The organism is Venatorbacter sp. C2-1 (genome assembly GCF_022832715.1).
GTDB lineage: Bacteria > Pseudomonadota > Gammaproteobacteria > Pseudomonadales > Oceanobacteraceae > Venatoribacter > Venatoribacter alkanivorans.
This window is the reverse complement of record NZ_CP094879.1, coordinates 4,150,906-4,167,948: the sequence shown is the minus strand read 5'-3', so window position 1 is coordinate 4,167,948 and position 17,043 is coordinate 4,150,906. Positions and strand designations below refer to the sequence as shown.

Annotated in this window: 17 protein-coding genes; 7 read left to right on the top strand and 10 right to left on the bottom strand. The window is 55.5% G+C overall.

Features of this window, described 5'->3' with window-relative positions:
* Window positions 1–12: 12 nt before the first annotated feature.
* The 5 genes from MT343_RS18770 to MT343_RS18750 form a co-directional block, all read right to left on the bottom strand.
* Window positions 13–270: a YfhL family 4Fe-4S dicluster ferredoxin gene (locus tag MT343_RS18770; protein ID WP_145467597.1), complete on the bottom strand. Its 258-nt coding sequence runs from the start codon at window positions 268–270 to the stop codon at window positions 13–15.
* A gap of 23 nt (window positions 271–293) precedes the next feature.
* Complete coding sequence (coaD, locus tag MT343_RS18765) at window positions 294–770, bottom strand: pantetheine-phosphate adenylyltransferase (RefSeq protein WP_145467599.1); 477 nt, start codon at window positions 768–770, stop codon at window positions 294–296.
* Between the two features lie 155 nt (window positions 771–925).
* Entirely contained in the window at window positions 926–2,560 is a 1,635-nt protein-coding gene (locus MT343_RS18760) for a GMC family oxidoreductase (RefSeq protein WP_145467601.1), read from the bottom strand.
* Between the two features lie 27 nt (window positions 2,561–2,587).
* Window positions 2,588–3,121, bottom strand: a complete 534-nt coding sequence (locus MT343_RS18755) for a twin-arginine translocation signal domain-containing protein (RefSeq protein ID WP_145467603.1) — start codon at window positions 3,119–3,121, stop codon at window positions 2,588–2,590.
* An 11-nt stretch (window positions 3,122–3,132) separates the two neighbouring features.
* A complete protein-coding gene (locus MT343_RS18750; protein ID WP_145467605.1) occupies window positions 3,133–4,575 on the bottom strand; it encodes a coniferyl aldehyde dehydrogenase in 1,443 nt (480 codons plus the stop codon).
* A gap of 210 nt (window positions 4,576–4,785) precedes the next feature.
* On the opposite strand from MT343_RS18750, the gene MT343_RS18745 reads away from it, so the two are divergent.
* Entirely contained in the window at window positions 4,786–5,460 is a 675-nt protein-coding gene (locus MT343_RS18745; protein ID WP_145467606.1) for a TetR/AcrR family transcriptional regulator, read from the top strand.
* Window positions 5,461–5,504: 44 nt separating this feature from the next.
* Here MT343_RS18745 and MT343_RS18740 read toward each other — a convergent pair whose 3' ends face one another.
* The 3 genes from MT343_RS18740 to MT343_RS18730 all read right to left on the bottom strand — a co-directional run bounded on the left by MT343_RS18740 (window position 5,505) and on the right by MT343_RS18730 (window position 7,842).
* Window positions 5,505–6,311 carry a hypothetical protein gene (locus tag MT343_RS18740; RefSeq protein WP_145467607.1) on the bottom strand — a complete coding sequence of 269 codons (807 nt, stop codon included), beginning with the start codon at window positions 6,309–6,311 and terminating at the stop codon, window positions 5,505–5,507.
* A 129-nt stretch (window positions 6,312–6,440) separates the two neighbouring features.
* Window positions 6,441–7,004, bottom strand: a complete 564-nt coding sequence (gene rsmD / locus MT343_RS18735; protein ID WP_145467608.1) for a 16S rRNA (guanine(966)-N(2))-methyltransferase RsmD — start codon at window positions 7,002–7,004, stop codon at window positions 6,441–6,443.
* Window positions 7,005–7,011: 7 nt separating this feature from the next.
* The gene (locus MT343_RS18730; protein ID WP_145467609.1) at window positions 7,012–7,842 is read right to left on the bottom strand and encodes a hypothetical protein; all 831 of its coding nucleotides are present in this window, start codon (window positions 7,840–7,842) and stop codon (window positions 7,012–7,014) included.
* 247 nt (window positions 7,843–8,089) lie between these two features.
* On the opposite strand from MT343_RS18730, the gene ftsY reads away from it, so the two are divergent.
* The 4 genes from ftsY to rpoH all read left to right on the top strand — a co-directional run bounded on the left by ftsY (window position 8,090) and on the right by rpoH (window position 12,073).
* A complete protein-coding gene (gene ftsY, locus MT343_RS18725) occupies window positions 8,090–9,337 on the top strand; it encodes a signal recognition particle-docking protein FtsY (protein ID WP_145467610.1) in 1,248 nt (415 codons plus the stop codon).
* A gap of 62 nt (window positions 9,338–9,399) precedes the next feature.
* The gene (ftsE, locus tag MT343_RS18720) at window positions 9,400–10,086 is read left to right on the top strand and encodes a cell division ATP-binding protein FtsE (protein ID WP_145468118.1); all 687 of its coding nucleotides are present in this window, start codon (window positions 9,400–9,402) and stop codon (window positions 10,084–10,086) included.
* Complete coding sequence (gene ftsX, locus MT343_RS18715; RefSeq protein ID WP_145467612.1) at window positions 10,079–11,059, top strand: permease-like cell division protein FtsX; 981 nt, start codon at window positions 10,079–10,081, stop codon at window positions 11,057–11,059. The genes ftsE and ftsX overlap by 8 nt, the downstream gene beginning before the upstream one ends.
* Window positions 11,060–11,203: 144 nt before the next feature.
* On the top strand, window positions 11,204–12,073 hold the full coding sequence (rpoH, locus tag MT343_RS18710; protein ID WP_145467614.1) for an RNA polymerase sigma factor RpoH: 870 nt from the start codon (window positions 11,204–11,206) through the stop codon (window positions 12,071–12,073).
* A 146-nt stretch (window positions 12,074–12,219) separates the two neighbouring features.
* On the opposite strand, the gene rho is transcribed toward rpoH, so the two are convergent.
* Window positions 12,220–13,488 carry a transcription termination factor Rho gene (rho, locus tag MT343_RS18705; RefSeq protein WP_145467616.1) on the bottom strand — a complete coding sequence of 423 codons (1,269 nt, stop codon included), beginning with the start codon at window positions 13,486–13,488 and terminating at the stop codon, window positions 12,220–12,222.
* A gap of 179 nt (window positions 13,489–13,667) precedes the next feature.
* Window positions 13,668–13,994, bottom strand: a complete 327-nt coding sequence (gene trxA, locus MT343_RS18700; protein ID WP_145467618.1) for a thioredoxin TrxA — start codon at window positions 13,992–13,994, stop codon at window positions 13,668–13,670.
* Window positions 13,995–14,220: 226 nt separating this feature from the next.
* Between trxA and ppx the strand changes: the two genes are divergently transcribed.
* Both ppx and MT343_RS18690 read left to right on the top strand, forming a co-directional pair.
* Window positions 14,221–15,723: an exopolyphosphatase gene (gene ppx, locus MT343_RS18695; protein ID WP_186435829.1), complete on the top strand. Its 1,503-nt coding sequence runs from the start codon at window positions 14,221–14,223 to the stop codon at window positions 15,721–15,723.
* A 242-nt stretch (window positions 15,724–15,965) separates the two neighbouring features.
* The gene (locus MT343_RS18690; RefSeq protein ID WP_186435830.1) at window positions 15,966–16,853 is read left to right on the top strand and encodes a PAS domain S-box protein; all 888 of its coding nucleotides are present in this window, start codon (window positions 15,966–15,968) and stop codon (window positions 16,851–16,853) included.
* Window positions 16,854–17,043: the final 190 nt, after the last annotated feature.

Here is a 17,043-nt window from a genome sequence, read left to right as displayed (position 1 = left end):
CTTCCGCGCTGATCAGGCGATTTTTTTGCCGGTCAGTTTTTCGTATTTGGCTTCCAGTTCTTCCTGGGTTTCCATACGGTTTTCATCCTGTGGAATACAATCCACCGGACAAACTAACTGGCACTGTGGCTCGTCGTAGTGGCCCACACATTCGGTGCACTTGGACGGGTCAATCTCGTAAATTTCTTCGCCGGCAGAAATAGCTTCGTTCGGACATTCCGGTTCGCATACATCACAGTTGATGCATTCGTCAGTGATAATCAGGGCCATGACTTACCTCCGTCAGGGGCGGGTTAATTCACACATTTCTTCAGGGCTTTGGCTACCTGAGGATTTACAAAATTGCTGACATCTCCGCCCAGTGAGGCGATTTCTCTGACCAGCGTAGATGAAATGTAAGAGAAGTGCTCAGCCGGAGTCAGGAACAGACTTTCCACGTTCGGCGCCAGTACACGGTTCATATTGGCGAGCTGGAATTCGTATTCAAAATCAGACACCGCACGCAGACCGCGCAGGATGATGTTGGCGTTTTTCTCTTTAACGAAATCAGCCAGCAGGTTGCTGAAACCAACCACTTCAACGTTGGCCAGATGGCCGAGTACGCTGCGTGCCAGATCGACACGGGTTTCGAGATCCAGCATTGGCTTTTTCTTCGGATTGTCGGCCACCGCAAGAATGATGTGGTCAAACATACGCGCCGCCCGTTCGACCAGATCGGTATGACCGTTGGTGATCGGATCGAACGTGCCAGGGTAGACAGCAATATTCATGAATGAGCCTTCTGCGTGCGCTGTAAATGCGCCGCATAGTAAACAAAAGCCGCACGGCAAACAATAAAACGCTGGTGGCTGTTACGTGCAGGGGCGGATAACAAGGGTAAGTTTGCCGTGGATCAAATGATCCACGGCAGCTGACAGAGGAATCGTCAGGCGCTGGCTTTGATGGTTTCCAGCAGTTTGTTGGCCTGCTTGCAGGCCAGACCATAGATCGACAGCTGTGGGTTAGCGCCGATACTGGTCGGGAAGGCCGAACCGTCAAACACATAGAGGTTATCGAGGTGATGGTACTTACCATTGCTGTCGACCAGGCAACGGCTCTGATCTTCACCCATGGTCAGGCCACCCATACAGTGAGCGGAACCGGCGGTAAAGGCATTGGAGCGGAACTCCAGCTGACTGATACCGGCTTTGGCCTCTTCCCAGCTGCGGAACCATGGCGAATCAACGTGGGAGGCGCGTACCGCTTTGGCACCGGCAGCAAACTGAATTTCAGCCATGGTCAGCCAGGAGCGTATTACCCCGTCCCACAGGTAGTCGTTGATCTCGTAGTCGATGATCGGCGTGCCATCGGAGGCCAGCTCAATGCTGCCGCCTTCGCTGTCGGCGTGGAAACCGTCGCGCAGCAGGGCAATCATGGCGTGCAGGTTCGGCAGCTTGCTGATGTCCTCAAAGTGCTGAGCACCATGGCCGAGCAGCAGTACTGAGGTCAGCCCCGGCTGCAGTGGTGGCACTTCGAGTTTGTAGCCCACTTTGCCGCTGACTTCGAGCCACTGGAAGTGGTCGGAGTAAATCGACTGTGGCGCGCCATAGTAAGGATCGATCACCTGTTCGAACTCGGCAAAGCAGAAGGTGGTCGGATGGAAGAAGGTACGCTTACCGATACGCTTGTGCGGGTCCGGTGCTTTGGAGCGCAGCAACAGCGCCGGGCCGTTGATCGCACCACAGGCCATCACCACGTGCGGCGCTTTGGCGACGAAGCTTTTACCGCTTGGCTGATAATCACGGCCGAGGGCGGTGACTTCCACGCCCAGTACTTTGCGGCCTTCCATAATCAGGCGTTCGGCACGGGCGCTGTACACCAGCTCAGAATGGTTATCCAGCGCGGCCGGAATGGTGGTTACCAGCATGGATTGCTTGGCGTTGGTCGGACAGCCGGTACCGCAGTAACCGAGGTTCCAGCAGCCGGATACGTTACGCGGAATTACATGCCAGTCGATACCCAGCTGAGTGGCGCCGCGGGCCAGTACCGAGTTGTTTTCATTCGGCGGCACCTGCCACGGAGCAACGTTCAGGCGCTGTTCCATCTTCTCGAACCAGGGGTCCATTTCAGCGCGGCTGAAACCTTCCACGCCAAACTCCTGCTGCCAGTAGTCGAGGGTTGGCTCCGGGGTACGGAAGCTGGAGGTCCAGTTGATCACGGTGGTGCCGCCAACGCAGCGCCCCTGCAGGATCGACATCGCGCCGTCTTTGCTCATGCGCCCGGCGCTTTCCTGATACAGGTCGCGGTAGGCTTCACGCTCGTCCATGCGGAAATCGTTGGTGCTTTTCAGCGGGCCTTCTTCCAGCATCAGCACTTTCAGTCCGGCCCTGGCCAGAATCTCTGCGGTGGTGCCGCCACCGGCGCCGGTACCGATAATGATGACGTCGGCTTCGATGACGCTGCCGTCGGCGACTTCGGTCGATTCACGTACGTTCCAGCCGTTGGCGATACCGTCCAGAATGGGGTCGGGAATACCGGCAACCACCGGGATATCGGGCTGGCGTTGATTATTATTCTGCATTGCCTTGTCTCTTTTTATTCTGTGTTATCAGGCCGGGATTTTCTTTGGCGCGCCCGGGTAGCCGCTGCTGACAAAGGTCTCTGGCTGAGAGTACCAGCACATGGTCAGAAGCTTACACAGCGAGCCATAGCCCATGCGCTTCAGCTGGATGCTGCTGGTTTTCCAGTCCTGTAAAAAGGCTTCAATCTGCCCGGCGCTGGCCTCACTCCAGCTGCCCCATTGTGCGCCCATGGCGGCACGGATCGGAGCAACCTGCATCACGTCCAGCAGCTGTATCAGCTGGCTTCTGGAATAGTCTTCGAGGGTGCCGATCAGGGTGTCCAGCGCTTTGGTCAGGCGCACCGGAGCGTCGGCGGCCAGAGTGCCTGGATAACTTTTATTCAGAATCACCGGCGCCAGCGCGCTGAGAAATTCAATATCGCCGGCGCGCAGCAGCTTGTAGCCTTCGGCGGCAGGCACCTTGCTGCAGCCGGTCAGGCCGGCCAGCGAGGCGCCCACGGTCAGTGCCGCAGCGGAGCTGGCACTGAGTTGTAAAAATCCACGACGGGAGGTGTTGAACATAAAACGCCTCCTCAGCGGATAAACAGCTTGCGGATCAGGCCCTGAATCGCGCCGCCGTACGGTGGGTAGATAAACTGTCCGCTGTTGAAGCGGCCTTTACGGTGTACCGCTTTGGCTTTCGACAGGGCGATAAAACCTTCTTTGCCGTGGTAATGACCCATTCCGGACGGGCCGACACCACCGAATGGCATATCATCCTGCGCGATGTGCATCAGTGTATCGTTGATGGTGACACCACCGGCGTGGGTGCGCTCCAGCACTTTCTTCTGCTGTGTTTTGTCGTAGCTGAAGAAGTACAGCGCCAGCGGGCGGTCGCGGTCGTTAACGTAGTCGATGGCATCGTCCAGCGAGCGGTAAGGCACCACCGGCATCACCGGGCCAAACAGTTCTTCCTGCAGCACTTTCATCTCGGCGGTGCCGTTCTCAATCAGGTGCAGTGGCATCTTGCGGGTGCCGCTGAAGTCTTCGTTGGCCGGATTCACCACGGTGATTTTGGCGCCTTTCTCTTTCGCATCGGCGACCCAGGCCTGCAGGCGCTGGTGCTGACGTTCGTTCACCACCGCGGTGTAATCATTGTTGTCGCGGATGGTCGGATACATGCGGGCGAAGGTAGCCTGATAGGTGTCGATAAACTCCTGCTCTTTACCGGCAGGCAGCAGCACGTAATCCGGGGCGATACAGGTCTGACCGGCATTCAGGGATTTGCCGAAACAGATACGCTCGACGGCGTCTTTCATGCTGGCACCCGGAGCGATAATGGCTGGCGATTTACCGCCCAGCTCCAGGGTAACCGGCGTCAGGTTTTTTGCTGCGGCGGACATTACGATGCGGCCAACGGCGGTAGAGCCGGTGAACACCAGATGATCCCAGGGAATTTCGGCAAAGGCGGAGGATACTTCCACTTCACCTTCGATCAGGGCCACCTGATTCTCGTTGAATACTTCCGCCAGCAGTTTCTTCAGCACCTTGTTGGTCACCGGCGTGAACTCAGACATCTTGATCATGGCGCGGTTACCGGCGGCCAGTGCGGTCATCAGCGGCAGCAGGGCCAGCTGAATCGGGTAGTTCCATGGCACCATAATGCCGATCACGCCCAGTGGCTGGTACATCACATGGTTGTGTGACGGCGCAAACAGCATGCTGACGTGGCGCTTAGACGGTTTCATCCAGCCGCGCAGACGTTTGCAGGCGTAGTTGATGCCTTCAACGCTGGTCATGATCTCAGCGATCATGGTTTCGTCGGTTGAACGGCAGCTGAAATCCTGGTTCACCGCAGCAGCCAGTTCATCCTGATACTTCAGGATGGCAGCCTTCAGACGCTTCAGATCGGCAATGCGCTCGTCGGCGGACGGCATCGGGTTGTTACGGAACGCCTGTTGCTGTTGTTTGAACAGGCTGTGCATGCGCTCGAGCTCTTCATTGGGAGAGTGGAGACTGGTAACCGTCGCGACCATACTGGGCTCCTGCGGGATAGTTATTATTGGTTTGCTTTCGTCGGTTGGTATTATTAGAGTCATTACTCTAAAAGGTCAACACTGTAAAAGAATGATGGCGAAGATCAACCTTCTGCGCATGGCATTTGCGGCCAATCTGTGTGAGCCTGCGCCTGACAACATGACGCCCGGCGTTTTATCAGTAATACGGGCAGCGACAGCGGAAACGGCATGAGTACTAAAGAACGAATTCTCGACGCCAGCCTGCAGCTCTTTAATGAGCAGGGTGAGCGCAAGGTAACAACCAATCATATTGCCGCCCATCTGGCGATTTCGCCGGGCAATCTGTATTACCACTTCAAGAATAAGCAGGCGATTATCTTTGCCCTGTTTGAGCGCTATGAAAGCCGGGTGCTGGATATTCTGCAGGTGCCGGAAGAACGCGCGCTGCAACCACTGGATAAACTGCGTTATCTGCAGGACATCTTTACCGGTTTGTGGGATTACCGCTTTATGCACCGCGATATGGAACATCTGTTACTGGCAGACGCTGAACTGCATGCCCGTTACCGCGCGTTTTTCCGCCTGTGTCTGCAACGGGTGCAGCAGATTTTCCGTGGGCTGGCAGAGGCTGGCATTATCCGCATCAGCGAAGCTGACATAGCCAGTCTGGCGCTGAATACCTGGATTGTGGTGACGTCCTGGTTTTCTTTCCTGCGCTGCAATCTGCTCAATGCTGACGTTGATGCGATTTCGCCGGAGCTGTTGCGCGGCGGTATTTATCAGGTGTTTACGCTGGAGCGGCCCTATCTGACCGACGAATACCGCGAGGCGATGAATCAGCTGCAACAGCAGTTTATTCCGCGTCCGAGCTGGCTGGAGGCCGACGAAGAAACCGTCGGTTAACGTGGTTCCGGCCCGTTAGCGGGCCGGAAGTACGATGGCGGTAATCAGAAATTACGCAGGTAGGCGTTAACAAAATCAGACTGGTTGGCGGCGTCTTTGGCCGTCATAAAGGTCACTTCGTTGCCCTGACGGCGCAGCTTCAGAACCTCACCAAACTTGCATTGCACCGTCTGCAGTGCCGCCAGGTCGGCCTTGAACTGTGGGTGATACTGACAGATACGGGCCATTTCGCCGGCAACCTGTGAACAGTAAGCACCGATGCTGACATCTTTCAGCAGGCCGTCATTCACGCTGGTCCAGTCAATACGGGTCTTGATGGTGCTGCCGCAGGCCTGGCTGGCTTCGCTGTCTTTTTCGCTGAGCATGGCTTCGGTGTTCTTAACGTGTTTATCACGGTTAAACTGAGCCAGCTTTTTCTGGATGCCTTCGCTGTTTTGCAGACCGTAGCGCTCAACCAGTGCTTCACGGGTCGGGTCGGTTTCACCTTGCTCAACCGTGCCAACATTTACACCGTCACGGCCGGTGTCTGGCAGGAATACCTGAAAGTACTCATTGCCCCAGTTCATGCCTTTTAAAATCAGGGTTCTTGGCTGGCCATCGTAAGCGATGCGGTAGGCAACAGAGCCCTGACCGCGGTCCTGCATTTCTGCCAGAAAGACCACCCGGTCGACCGCATGGTTAACACCGGAAACCTGTACCAGCGCTTTGCTGTCGTCGTTTTTCAGCGGCAGAATCACGGCCTTCAGCGACTGCGCGCCGCCGAGATATACCGGGTAGTCAACGACTTCAATAGCCTGGGCGCGGAATGCGGTTAACAGGCAAAGGGTAAGAAAAGAAAGGGTTTTCAGCATGGAATGTCCTTATTGATAGCTGATTGAGCAGAATTCAGCTGCCGCTAAATGGCAGGCGGCGCTACTTTATCATCGCCTGCCCGGGAATTCTTCAGCCCTTTTGATAACTCAATCAAAAAACAATAAAAATCAGGGCTCCGGGTCCGCCATTACTTCAAACAGGCGGAAACAGAACTCCTTGGTTTCCTTATGTTTGATTTCCTGCCAGTTGGCCGGAAACAGTGGCTGCAGGCGAACTTCATGCTCGATATACACCAGGGCTCCGGGCAGCAGGCGCAGGGCATCGATGGCCGGTTGCAGCAGGTCTTTGCCAAACGGCGGGTCGAGAAACACCAGATCAAAAGGCTCCGGATTCTGTTGCAGCCACAGCAGGGCATCGCCGGCCCAGACCTGAGCGTTGCGCGCCTGCAGAATTTCCAGATTTTCGCGCAGCTGCAGGGCCGCATTGGGATGCTTCTCCAGAAAAATCACTTCCTTCGCACCGCGCGACAGTGCTTCGAAGCCCAGTGCGCCGGAACCGGCAAAGGCGTCCAGTGCACGTGCGCCTTCGACATCGTACTGCAGCCAGTTAAAGACGGTTTCACGTACCCGGTCCATGGTCGGACGCAGGCCATCGACGGCGGGAAAACGCAGGCGGCGTGAGCGCCACTGGCCACCAATAATACGCAGTTGCTGGGATTGGATTTTGCTCATGAGTTCTTCAGTGCTGGCTGGGTTCGCGCTGCGGCCGAGTTGCCGACAGACAGTGCAGCAATTCAGCGGGAGCGGTTTTCTGGCTCTGGCCGAGCTGATGATACAGCTGGCGGTAGAGGTCTTCCGGCAGGCGATAGTAGGCAAGATCGGCCTGAATGTCGATCTGATCACGGTCATCCTGCCAGCTTTGGCGCAGCAACCGGGCCTGCTCAAGCCGCCATTCGGCCCAGGCGCTGCGTGTTGGGTCTGCGGTTCTGGTTTGTGTGTCGGGACTGATCAGCATATCAAGGCTGTCCGGCAAGCTGTAAAGGGTTGCCCAGGCGTGTGCCGGTTGTAGCGCCGAAGCAGGTAACAGCGCCTGAGTCAGCCACAAGGCACCCGCCAGATGCTCCTGGATACAGGCCGGAAGCGACCCGCTGAGAGGTTCCAGCGGCTGCAGATTCAGGCTGCGGATGACGTAAGCGGCCATAGTTTTCTGGCTGAGTTCATCCCATGGCCCGGCAATCAGCAGCAGCGCCGGGCCTCCTTTCAGGTTACCCGGCAGTTGCTGTTTCAGGTTTTCGGCCCAGTCTGTGGCAGGCAGCTTCAGTGTGTACACAGCGCTGGTGGTGCGCAGGGCCAGATAGCCACCATTCACATCGCCGGCACTGCGCAGATAAACACCGACACCTTCCAGACTCTGCCAGAACTGCCAGCCAGCAGCGGCCAGCGGCGGTTGCTGCAGCGCCGGTAATGGCTGTTGCTCTTCATCTTTCCAACCGAGATTAATCCAGCTGATCAGCAGCAGGCAGATGATAATCAGAGCGCTCAGGGTGGTGCGGCTGAAGCCGTGCAGCATAGGGCGGTTATCCCGGTTTGATGGTGGTTGCCGGTTTCAGGTGCAAACATGCCCTGAATGCGGGGTGAAATTTATCCGCTGCCGATTACATACGGCGGAATGATGGTAGGATAGCGCCCTGACGCCGGGTGCGGAAATAACGTGATGGGCTTTGGCCCGATTGCACTGTTTCGCAAAACCCCACAACACCCCGCAAAACCGGCGCATAACGAACATCCATTATTGTCCCTGATGTCTGAGTGCCCCGATGTTTGATTTTTTTAAGCGCAAAAAAAATGCTCCGGAAGCCGCCAAAGAAACCCCGGCGGAATCTGAATCCCCAGAACAATCTGCTGAACCGTCTCCTGAACAGGTGCAGGCTGACAGTACGGAAGCCGTAACCGAAGCGGCAGCAGCACCAGCCGCTGAAGTGGTGACGCCGGTGGCCGCAGCAAGCCCCGTTACTGAAGATGAAGCAGTTGCTGACGACGAACCAGTTGAAGCTCCGGTTGCTGAAGTTCCGGCTCCGGCCCAGCCGCAGACTCAGGATAAACCGCTGGATAATCAGGGCACGAAAAAGCCGGGCTTTTTCAGCCGTATCCGTCAGGGCCTGAGCAAAACCCGCAGCGGCCTGAGCGATGGCCTGGCCAACCTGTTGCTGGGCAAAAAAGAAATCGACGATGACCTGCTGGAAGAACTGGAAACCCAGCTGATCATGGCCGACGTGGGTGTCGAAGCCACGCAGGACATCATGAGCCGCCTGACCGCCCGCGTCAGCCGCAAGGAACTGAGTGATTCCGATGCCCTCTATAACGCCTTAATTGGCGAGCTGCAGGACACGCTGGGCGATGTGCAGGCCCCGCTGGTGATCGACAGCAGCAAAAAGCCTTATGTGATTCTGATGGTTGGTATTAACGGTGTGGGGAAAACCACCACCATCGGTAAGCTGGCCAAACAATTCCAGAGCGATGGCAAAAACGTCATGCTGGCGGCCGGTGATACCTTCCGTGCCGCAGCGGTTGAGCAGCTGCAGGTCTGGGGTGAACGCAATAATGTGCCGGTGATTGCCCAGCACACCGGCGCCGATTCAGCTTCGGTACTGTACGATGCACTGGAAGCAGCCAAAGCGCGTAAGGTCGATGTCCTGATCGCCGATACTGCCGGTCGTCTGCACACCAAAGACAACCTGATGCAGGAGCTGGAAAAAGTCGTGCGGGTCATGAAAAAACTCGACGACAGCGCACCACACGAAGTGATGCTGGTGCTGGATGCGGGAACTGGCCAGAACGCCATTAACCAGGCGCGTCAGTTCCAGCAGGCGGTCGGCGTGACCGGTCTGACCCTGACCAAGCTCGATGGTACCGCCAAGGGCGGTATTATCTTTGCGCTGGCCCGCCACTTTGGCCTGCCGGTACGTTATATCGGTGTGGGCGAAGGTATCGATGACCTGCGTCCTTTTAATGCCGAAGAATTTACCCGTGCACTGTTCCAGCGCGAGCAGAACGACAACGGCTGACGGTCGCGAACAGATCCAGTCGACTGATATAACAAACATAAAAACAGGAGCCGGATATGACCATGGTGCAGTTTGACCGGGTCGGTAAACGTTACCCCGGAGGCAAAGAAGCCCTCAGTGGCATCAGCTTTGAGCTGGCCCGTGGCGAATTTGCCTTTCTTACCGGGCACAGCGGTGCCGGCAAAAGTACGTTGCTGAAGCTGATGATGCTGATGGAGCGTCCTTCCCGTGGTCAGGTGTTTGTCGATGGTCAGAACCTCGGGCGCCTGCGCGCCGGGCAAATCCCTTACCTGCGCCGCAAAGTTGGCGTGGTGTTCCAGAATCACCAGCTGCTGTTTGACCGCAGCGTCTTTGATAACGTCGCCCTCCCTCTGCAGATTGCCGGTTATACCCCGGCCGAAGCCGGACGCCGTGTGCGTGCGGCCCTCGATTCGGTTGGTTTGCTGGGCATGGAAAAACGCAACCCGATCGAACTGTCCGGCGGTGAACAACAGCGCGTTGGTATTGCCCGTGCGGTGGTGAACAAGCCGGCACTGCTGCTGGCGGATGAGCCAACCGGTAACCTCGACCCTGAATTGTCGGCCGAGATTATGAATCTGTTTCTGCGCTTCCAGCAGGTGGGCGTCACCGTGCTGATTGCCAGCCACGATATCGCCCTGATTGAACGCATGGGGCACCGCCGCCTGATCCTCGATCACGGTCATCTGCACGAAGGTCAGATCGCCGGTGCCGGAGGTATTTATGGCTGAGCCGAAAAACAGCGTAAAAACCCAGGCCGGTGCATCGCTGCAGGAAATCGGCATGCGCAAACGGCTGAATGCCTGGGCGGCGAACCATCAGCTGGTGGCGGTGGAAACCCTGATGCGTCTGCTGAGCAAACCGCTGGGCAGCCTGCTGACCTGGATGGTGATTGCCATTGCCCTGACCTTACCGGGCGCGCTGTGGATGGCGCTGGATAATATGGAGCAGCTCAGCGGCCGCTTTCAGGCATCGGGCCGGATCACGCTGTATCTGACACCAAAGGCGACCGAGCAGCAGGGTCAGCAGCTGAGTGACCGCATTGCCGCCCTCGACAGCGTGGCCAATACCGAATTTATCGATGCCGATACCGCACTGGATGATTTCCGCGATAACAGTGGCCTGCAGGCAGCACTGGATTTTCTGCCGGAAAATCCGTTGCCTGCCGTCATTCTTGTAGAGCCGCCGCTGGGCATCGAACAGGCTGCGTTGTTACGCCTGATTGAGCAACTTAAATCCTACCAGCTGGTCGATAGTGTGCAGCTGGATATGGCCTGGGTGGAACGGCTGCAGGCGATGCTGGCACTGGCCGAGCGTTTAATCGGCGTGCTGGGTGTGTTGCTGGCGCTGGCGATTCTGCTGGTAGTGGGCAATACCATCCGTTTGGCGATTGCCGCACGGGTGGACGAAATCCGCGTGGTGAAGCTGGTCGGTGGTACCAACGCTTATGTGCGCCGCCCGTTCCTGTATACCGGCTTATGGTATGGCATGGTGGGTGGTCTGCTGGCCTGGTTATTGCTGATTCTGTGCTGGGCGTTGCTGAACGGCCCGGTGGCGGATCTGGCTGAGCTTTATGGTTCGGGCTTTGAACTGAAACCGCTGTCGGCAGGAGCCGCGATGGTGTTGCTGCTGGCGGCGATGTTGCTGGGTTGGTTAGGCGCCTGGTGGTCGGTCAGTCGGCATTTAGATCATATAGAGCCCTGATCTGGTCAAAACTGAATGTATTGTTCCGTAAAGGAACTTAATGGCATATTGGCTGTCAGACTTTGCAAGTGCTAAACTCAGTCGCCAACATACTTCGCAGAGGCTGCAAAAAGCACCTCACAGAGGCATTAAGAGGAAGGTTCAATGAACAAAGGTATGCAAGCCGTTAACGCTTTGTCCCCTGGTGCAAACCTGGAGTCGTACATTGCCACGGTTAATGCGATTCCTGTGCTCACCCCGGAAGAAGAGAAGCATCTGGCGGAACAACTTCATTACCACGCCGATCTCGAAGCCGCACGCCGTCTGGTTATGGCGCACATGCGTTTTGTTGTCCATATTGCCCGCAGCTACTCCGGCTATGGTCTGAATCAGGCTGACCTGATTCAGGAAGGTAACGTTGGCCTGATGAAGGCTGTTAAGCGTTTTAACCCGGAAGTGGGTGTGCGTCTGGTGTCCTTCGCTGTGCACTGGATCAAGGCCGAAATTCACGAATTTATTCTGCGCAACTGGCGCATCGTTAAAGTGGCCACCACCAAGGCCCAGCGTAAGCTGTTCTTTAACCTGCGCAGCCAGAAGAAACGTCTGGGCTGGCTGAGCCAGGCAGAAGCCAAATCCATTGCCGAAGATCTCGGTGTGGAAACCAAAACCGTATTCGAGATGGAAGGTCGTCTGAATGCTTACGATGCGGCCTTTGATGCCGGCGTCGATGACGATGACGAAACCGCCTATCAGGCTCCGGCTCATTATCTGGAAGATCACAGTGCTGATCCGGCACTGATGGTTGAGTCGGATAACTTCGAGCAGGATTCCAACGACCGTCTGCATATGGCGCTGGATCAGCTGGATGAGCGCAGCCGTGCGATTCTGCAGCAGCGCTGGCTGAGTGAAGAAAAAGCCACTCTGCACGATCTGGCGGCGGTTTATCAGGTATCTGCTGAGCGTATCCGTCAGCTGGAAAAGAACGCGATGAAGAAACTGAAAGAAGCTATGGGTGGGGCATTACTGCCAGCCTGATGCCGATGCGGTTTTATGATTAAACCGCCTCTCTTATAAAACCGCCTGCTGGCGGTTTTTTTATGCGCGCTGTTTGTATGCACGCGTTTCCTGCAGACACAAAAAAGCCTCCGCAAGGGAGGCCTTTCTGGTCGCGCAGGTCAGGCTTATTTGCCTGAACCACCGCGCATGGAGTCGAAGAAGTCGTCATTGGTTTTAGTCTGACGCAGCTTATCGAGCAGGAACTCGATGGCCTGAACATCTTCCATCTCGGTCAGCAGGCGACGCAGAATCCACAGACGCTGCAGCGACATTTCATCAAACATCATATCTTCACGGCGGGTGCCGGAACGACGGATGTTGATGGCCGGGTAGATACGCTTCTCGGCCACTTTACGGTCGAGGTGCAGTTCCTGGTTACCGGTACCTTTAAATTCTTCGTAGATCACTTCGTCCATCTTCGAACCGGTATCAACCAGCGTGGTGGCGATAATGGTCAGCGAGCCGCCTTCTTCAACATTACGGGCAGCACCAAAGAAGCGCTTTGGTTTTTCCAGCGCGTTGGCATCCACACCACCGGTCAGTACCTTGCCTGAGCTTGGCACAACGGTGTTGTAAGCACGGGCCAGACGGGTAATGGAGTCGAGCAGAATCACCACGTCGCGTTTGTGTTCAACCAGACGCTTGGCTTTTTCGATTACCATTTCGGCAACCTGAACGTGACGTGCCGGTGGCTCATCGAACGTCGAGGCAACCACTTCACCGCGTACCGAACGTTTCATCTCGGTTACTTCTTCCGGACGTTCGTCGATCAGCAGAACGATCAGGTCGCACTCAGGATTATTGCGGGTAATTGACTGTGCAATGGTCTGCAGCAGCATGGTTTTACCGGCTTTTGGCGGTGCCACGATCAGACCACGCTGGCCTTTACCGATTGGCGCCACCAGGTCGAGTACACGGGAGGATAAATCTTCGGTAGAGCCGTTACCCTGTTCGAGGACAAAACGCTCTTGTGGGAACAGTGGGGTAAGGTTTTCGAACAGGACTTTGGATTTGGTGTTTTCCGGCTTATCGCCGTTAATCTGGTTAACCTTCAGTAACGCGAAGTAGCGTTCGCCTTCTTTCGGTGGGCGGATTTTACCGGCAACCTCATCACCTTTACGCAGGTTAAAACGACGGATCTGACTCGGTGACACGTAGATATCGTCGGGGCCTGCAAGGTAGGAGCTGTTGGCACTGCGCAGGAAGCCAAAACCATCCTGAAGAATTTCCAGTACGCCATCACCGTAGATGTCTTCACCGCTTTTCGCGTGGTGTTTCAGGATGGCAAAGATAATGTCCTGTTTGCGGGTGCGGCTGACGTTCTCAAGATTCATCTCCTTGGCTATTTCCAGGAGCTGAGGAACGGACTTCAGTTTCAGATCAGAAAGATTCATAAAGGGCTGGTGTTTATTGCAGTTATTGAAGGATTTTTGATGATTCATCAAGAGAGGAATGCGTGGGGGAACCCCGAACATCAACAGACTATAGACACATTGTTTTTGGGTGTCTACAGAAAAAGGCGCCTGTGGCGCCTTTTTATAAACAAGCTGCTACCAAGGTAGACAATGGCTTATCAGAGTGCCTGCTCGATGAAAGCAGCCAGTTCAGATTTGCTCATCGCACCAATTTTGGTGGCTTCAGCCTGACCATTTTTGAACAGGATCAGGGTAGGGATAGAGCGGATACCAAACTTAGGTGCAGTGGCTTCGTTCTGGTCGATGTTCAGTTTGGCGATTTTCAGTTTGCCGTCATATTCTTCGGCAATCTCTTCCAGCACCGGCGCAATCATTTTGCACGGACCACACCACTCAGCCCAGAAATCAACCAGTACAGGTACGTCAGAGCCCAGTACATCGGCATCGAAGGAGTCGTCGGTTACGGTCAGGATGTTGTCGCTCATGTGTTTCCCCTGTGGAATTTAAGTTTCGCAGCCCCGCATTGTACGCCGGCTTTGTCTGGAATCAATTACCGATTCTCCGCTGGACGTAGGATGTCGCTGGCTGCATATTCAGTCTTATTCGCTAAATGGGGTCGGCGGCAGCACTTTTAAAGTCTGTTCCGGCAGAGCATAAACCCGCATCCGGTGTATTCGCGGTGCAGGGTTACCAGTATTCAGGAAAGTAGTTATGACAGATAACACTGGCGCGATGAACGATCTGATCGCAGCGGTGGACCTGGGTTCCAACAGTTTTCATATGGTCATCGCACAGGAGTTTCAGGGCGAAATACGTACCCTTGAACGTCGTGGTCAGAAGGTTCAGCTGGCTGCCGGTCTGGATGAACGCGGTATTCTGTCGGAAGAAGCGCAACAGCGCGGACTTGAGTGCCTGCGCGAGTTTGCGCAGTTTATGCAGGGCATGGAACCACGCCGGGTGAGTGTGCTGGCCACCAATGCACTGCGCGCGGCGCGCAACCGTCAGCAGTTTATTGAACGTGCCGAAGAGATTCTGGGTTACCCGATTGAAGTCATTGCCGGGCGGGAAGAAGCACGCCTTATTTATCTCGGTGTGGCGCACACGCTGGCTGACGATGCCGGTCGCCGTCTGGTGGTGGATATCGGCGGTGGCAGCACCGAATTTATTATTGGCGAACGCTTTGAGCCCAAGGCGCTGGAAAGCCTGCATATGGGCTGCGTTTCCTATACGAAACAGTTTTTCCCGGATGGGGTGATAACCGAAGCGCGTTTTGACGACGCCGTTGATGCGGCGCGTCAGGAACTGCTGAATATCGAAACCCATTACAAACAGCTGGGCTGGCACAGCGCGGTTGGTTCCTCCGGTACTATCCGTGCAGCGGAACAGGCTCTGGTGGAAAACGGCTGGGAAGCGGAAGGCATCACGCCTGCCGGGCTGAAAAAACTGCGCAAACAGATGCTGCAATACGCTACTACAGATGATGTCAGTCTGCCGGGAGTGAAACCGGAACGGCGTCAGGTATTTATCGGCGGACTGGCGATTCTGCAGGCGGTGTTCGATACCTTCGGTCTGGAACGCATGATTTATTCCGATGGTGCGCTGCGCGAAGGCGCATTGTGGGACCTGGTCGGGCGTTCTACCCATGAGAATGTCCGCGAACGTACGGTACAGGCCATGGCCGAGCGCTTTTATGTCGATACTGCTCAGGCGCAGCGGGTGAAAGAAATGGCGCGCGCCCTGTTTGCTCAGGTACAGAAAGACTGGAAGCTGGATAACGGCTGGGGTTACTGGCTCGACTGGGCGTCACAGTTACATGAAATCGGTCTGAGCATTGCGCACAGTGGCTTCCATAAACACGGCGCTTATTTAGTGCAGCATGCGGATTTACTCGGTTTTACCCGTCAGGGGCAAGCCAAACTGGCGGCCATGGTTCGCAGCCACCGGCGTAAATTTCTGCCTGAGAGTTTCTCCGAAATCGCTCCGGCCAGCCGCACGGCGATGATTCAGATCACGCGCTTACTGCGTCTGGCGGTGGTGCTCAATCACAGTCGTGGCGCGCATCCGGTTCCCTGTCCGCTGTTGCGCAGCGAGGGCGATCGTCTGCAACTGGTATTGCCGGAAGGCTGGCTGGCAGAGCATCCGCTGACCGCCCGCGATCTGGCGGCGGAAGTCAGTCAGCAGAAAGGTGCAGGTTTCAGCCTCGAAATCGCCTGAAGCTTGCGTCGCCTGTCCGGCTCATTCATCATCGCGGGCAATGTCTTTTGGCGACAGGATTACGATGCATGAGCTGATTCAGCATCGTGACTATTGTCTTTTGGCGACAGGATTACGATGCATGAAATGATTCAGCATCGTGACTATTGTCTTTTGGCGACAGGATTACGATGCACGAGATGATTCAGCATCGTGACTCCCGCCGCAGAGTCTTTTGGCGCAGTATCACGGAGGATTGGCCAATGCGTGCCGCAGATCTGATTCACCTGCTGAGCCAGTACGATCCTGATATGGAAGTACCGGTGTCTTTCTCGCACAGCGCAGTGGATGAAACGCCACTGCCAAAAATCACTACCTGTACCAGCAATGAGCGCAGCCGCTGCTATGAAACACTGGTAGAGCTTGCCGAAGACGGCATGCTGGTGGTGAATGCCGGCGGACATATCACCTATATGAATCCGTATCTGGTTCGTCTCTGTGGTTATGCTCCGGCAGAACTGGCCGGGCGGCCCTTAACCGAACTGATGCCGCGCGACGACGCCGAATTATTACGCCAGCGGTTATTCAGCATGCAGGGCAGCAGCCGTTTTACCGTCCGTCTGATCAGCCGCAGCCGCGATATGCACTGGGTGCAGATTTCCGCTACCGCAATTCCCAGCAGTGATGGCAGTTTCCGTGGTTGTATGATGACCGTGACCGATTTATCGCGGCAGCAGATTCATTTACAGGGAATGGGAGATCAGCAATTACTGGGCGATAAAGTTGAACGTATTCACGATCAGCTGGAACGCCTGAAGGTATTGCGCACGCATTTACTCAGCGAACTGGATGATATGCGGCAATTGCCAAGGGTTGATGCCACTCCGTTCTGGCATCAGGGGCGTTATCTGTATCTGATTGAGCCGCAGAAAAATGGTAAGCGCAAACGCCAGTATGTGGGTTCCGATCCGGAAAAAGTAAAACTGGCTTTGTCGGCTATGCGTCGCCAGCAGCGTTTTTTACAGGTACAGCAGGAGCTGACACAGATTGATCATCAGATCCGTAATGCAACGTTCAAACTGGACAGTTTCCTTTGGGATCTGGCACAGGTGCCGCCCGATCTGCATCGTTTATTACCGGCTTCGGCCTGAAAAAAATACAGCATAAAAAACAGCGCCATGAGCGCTGTTTTTTTTAACTTCATTTTACCAGCGCTTAAAAATCAACCACTTCCGTATTGTATTTCACCGACCTTATTGCGTTGTCCGCCGCCTATTTTGACTGTACGGTCGTGTCACTTTTATTGCAGTTTTTACACAATTTTTATTATCAGAAAACTCA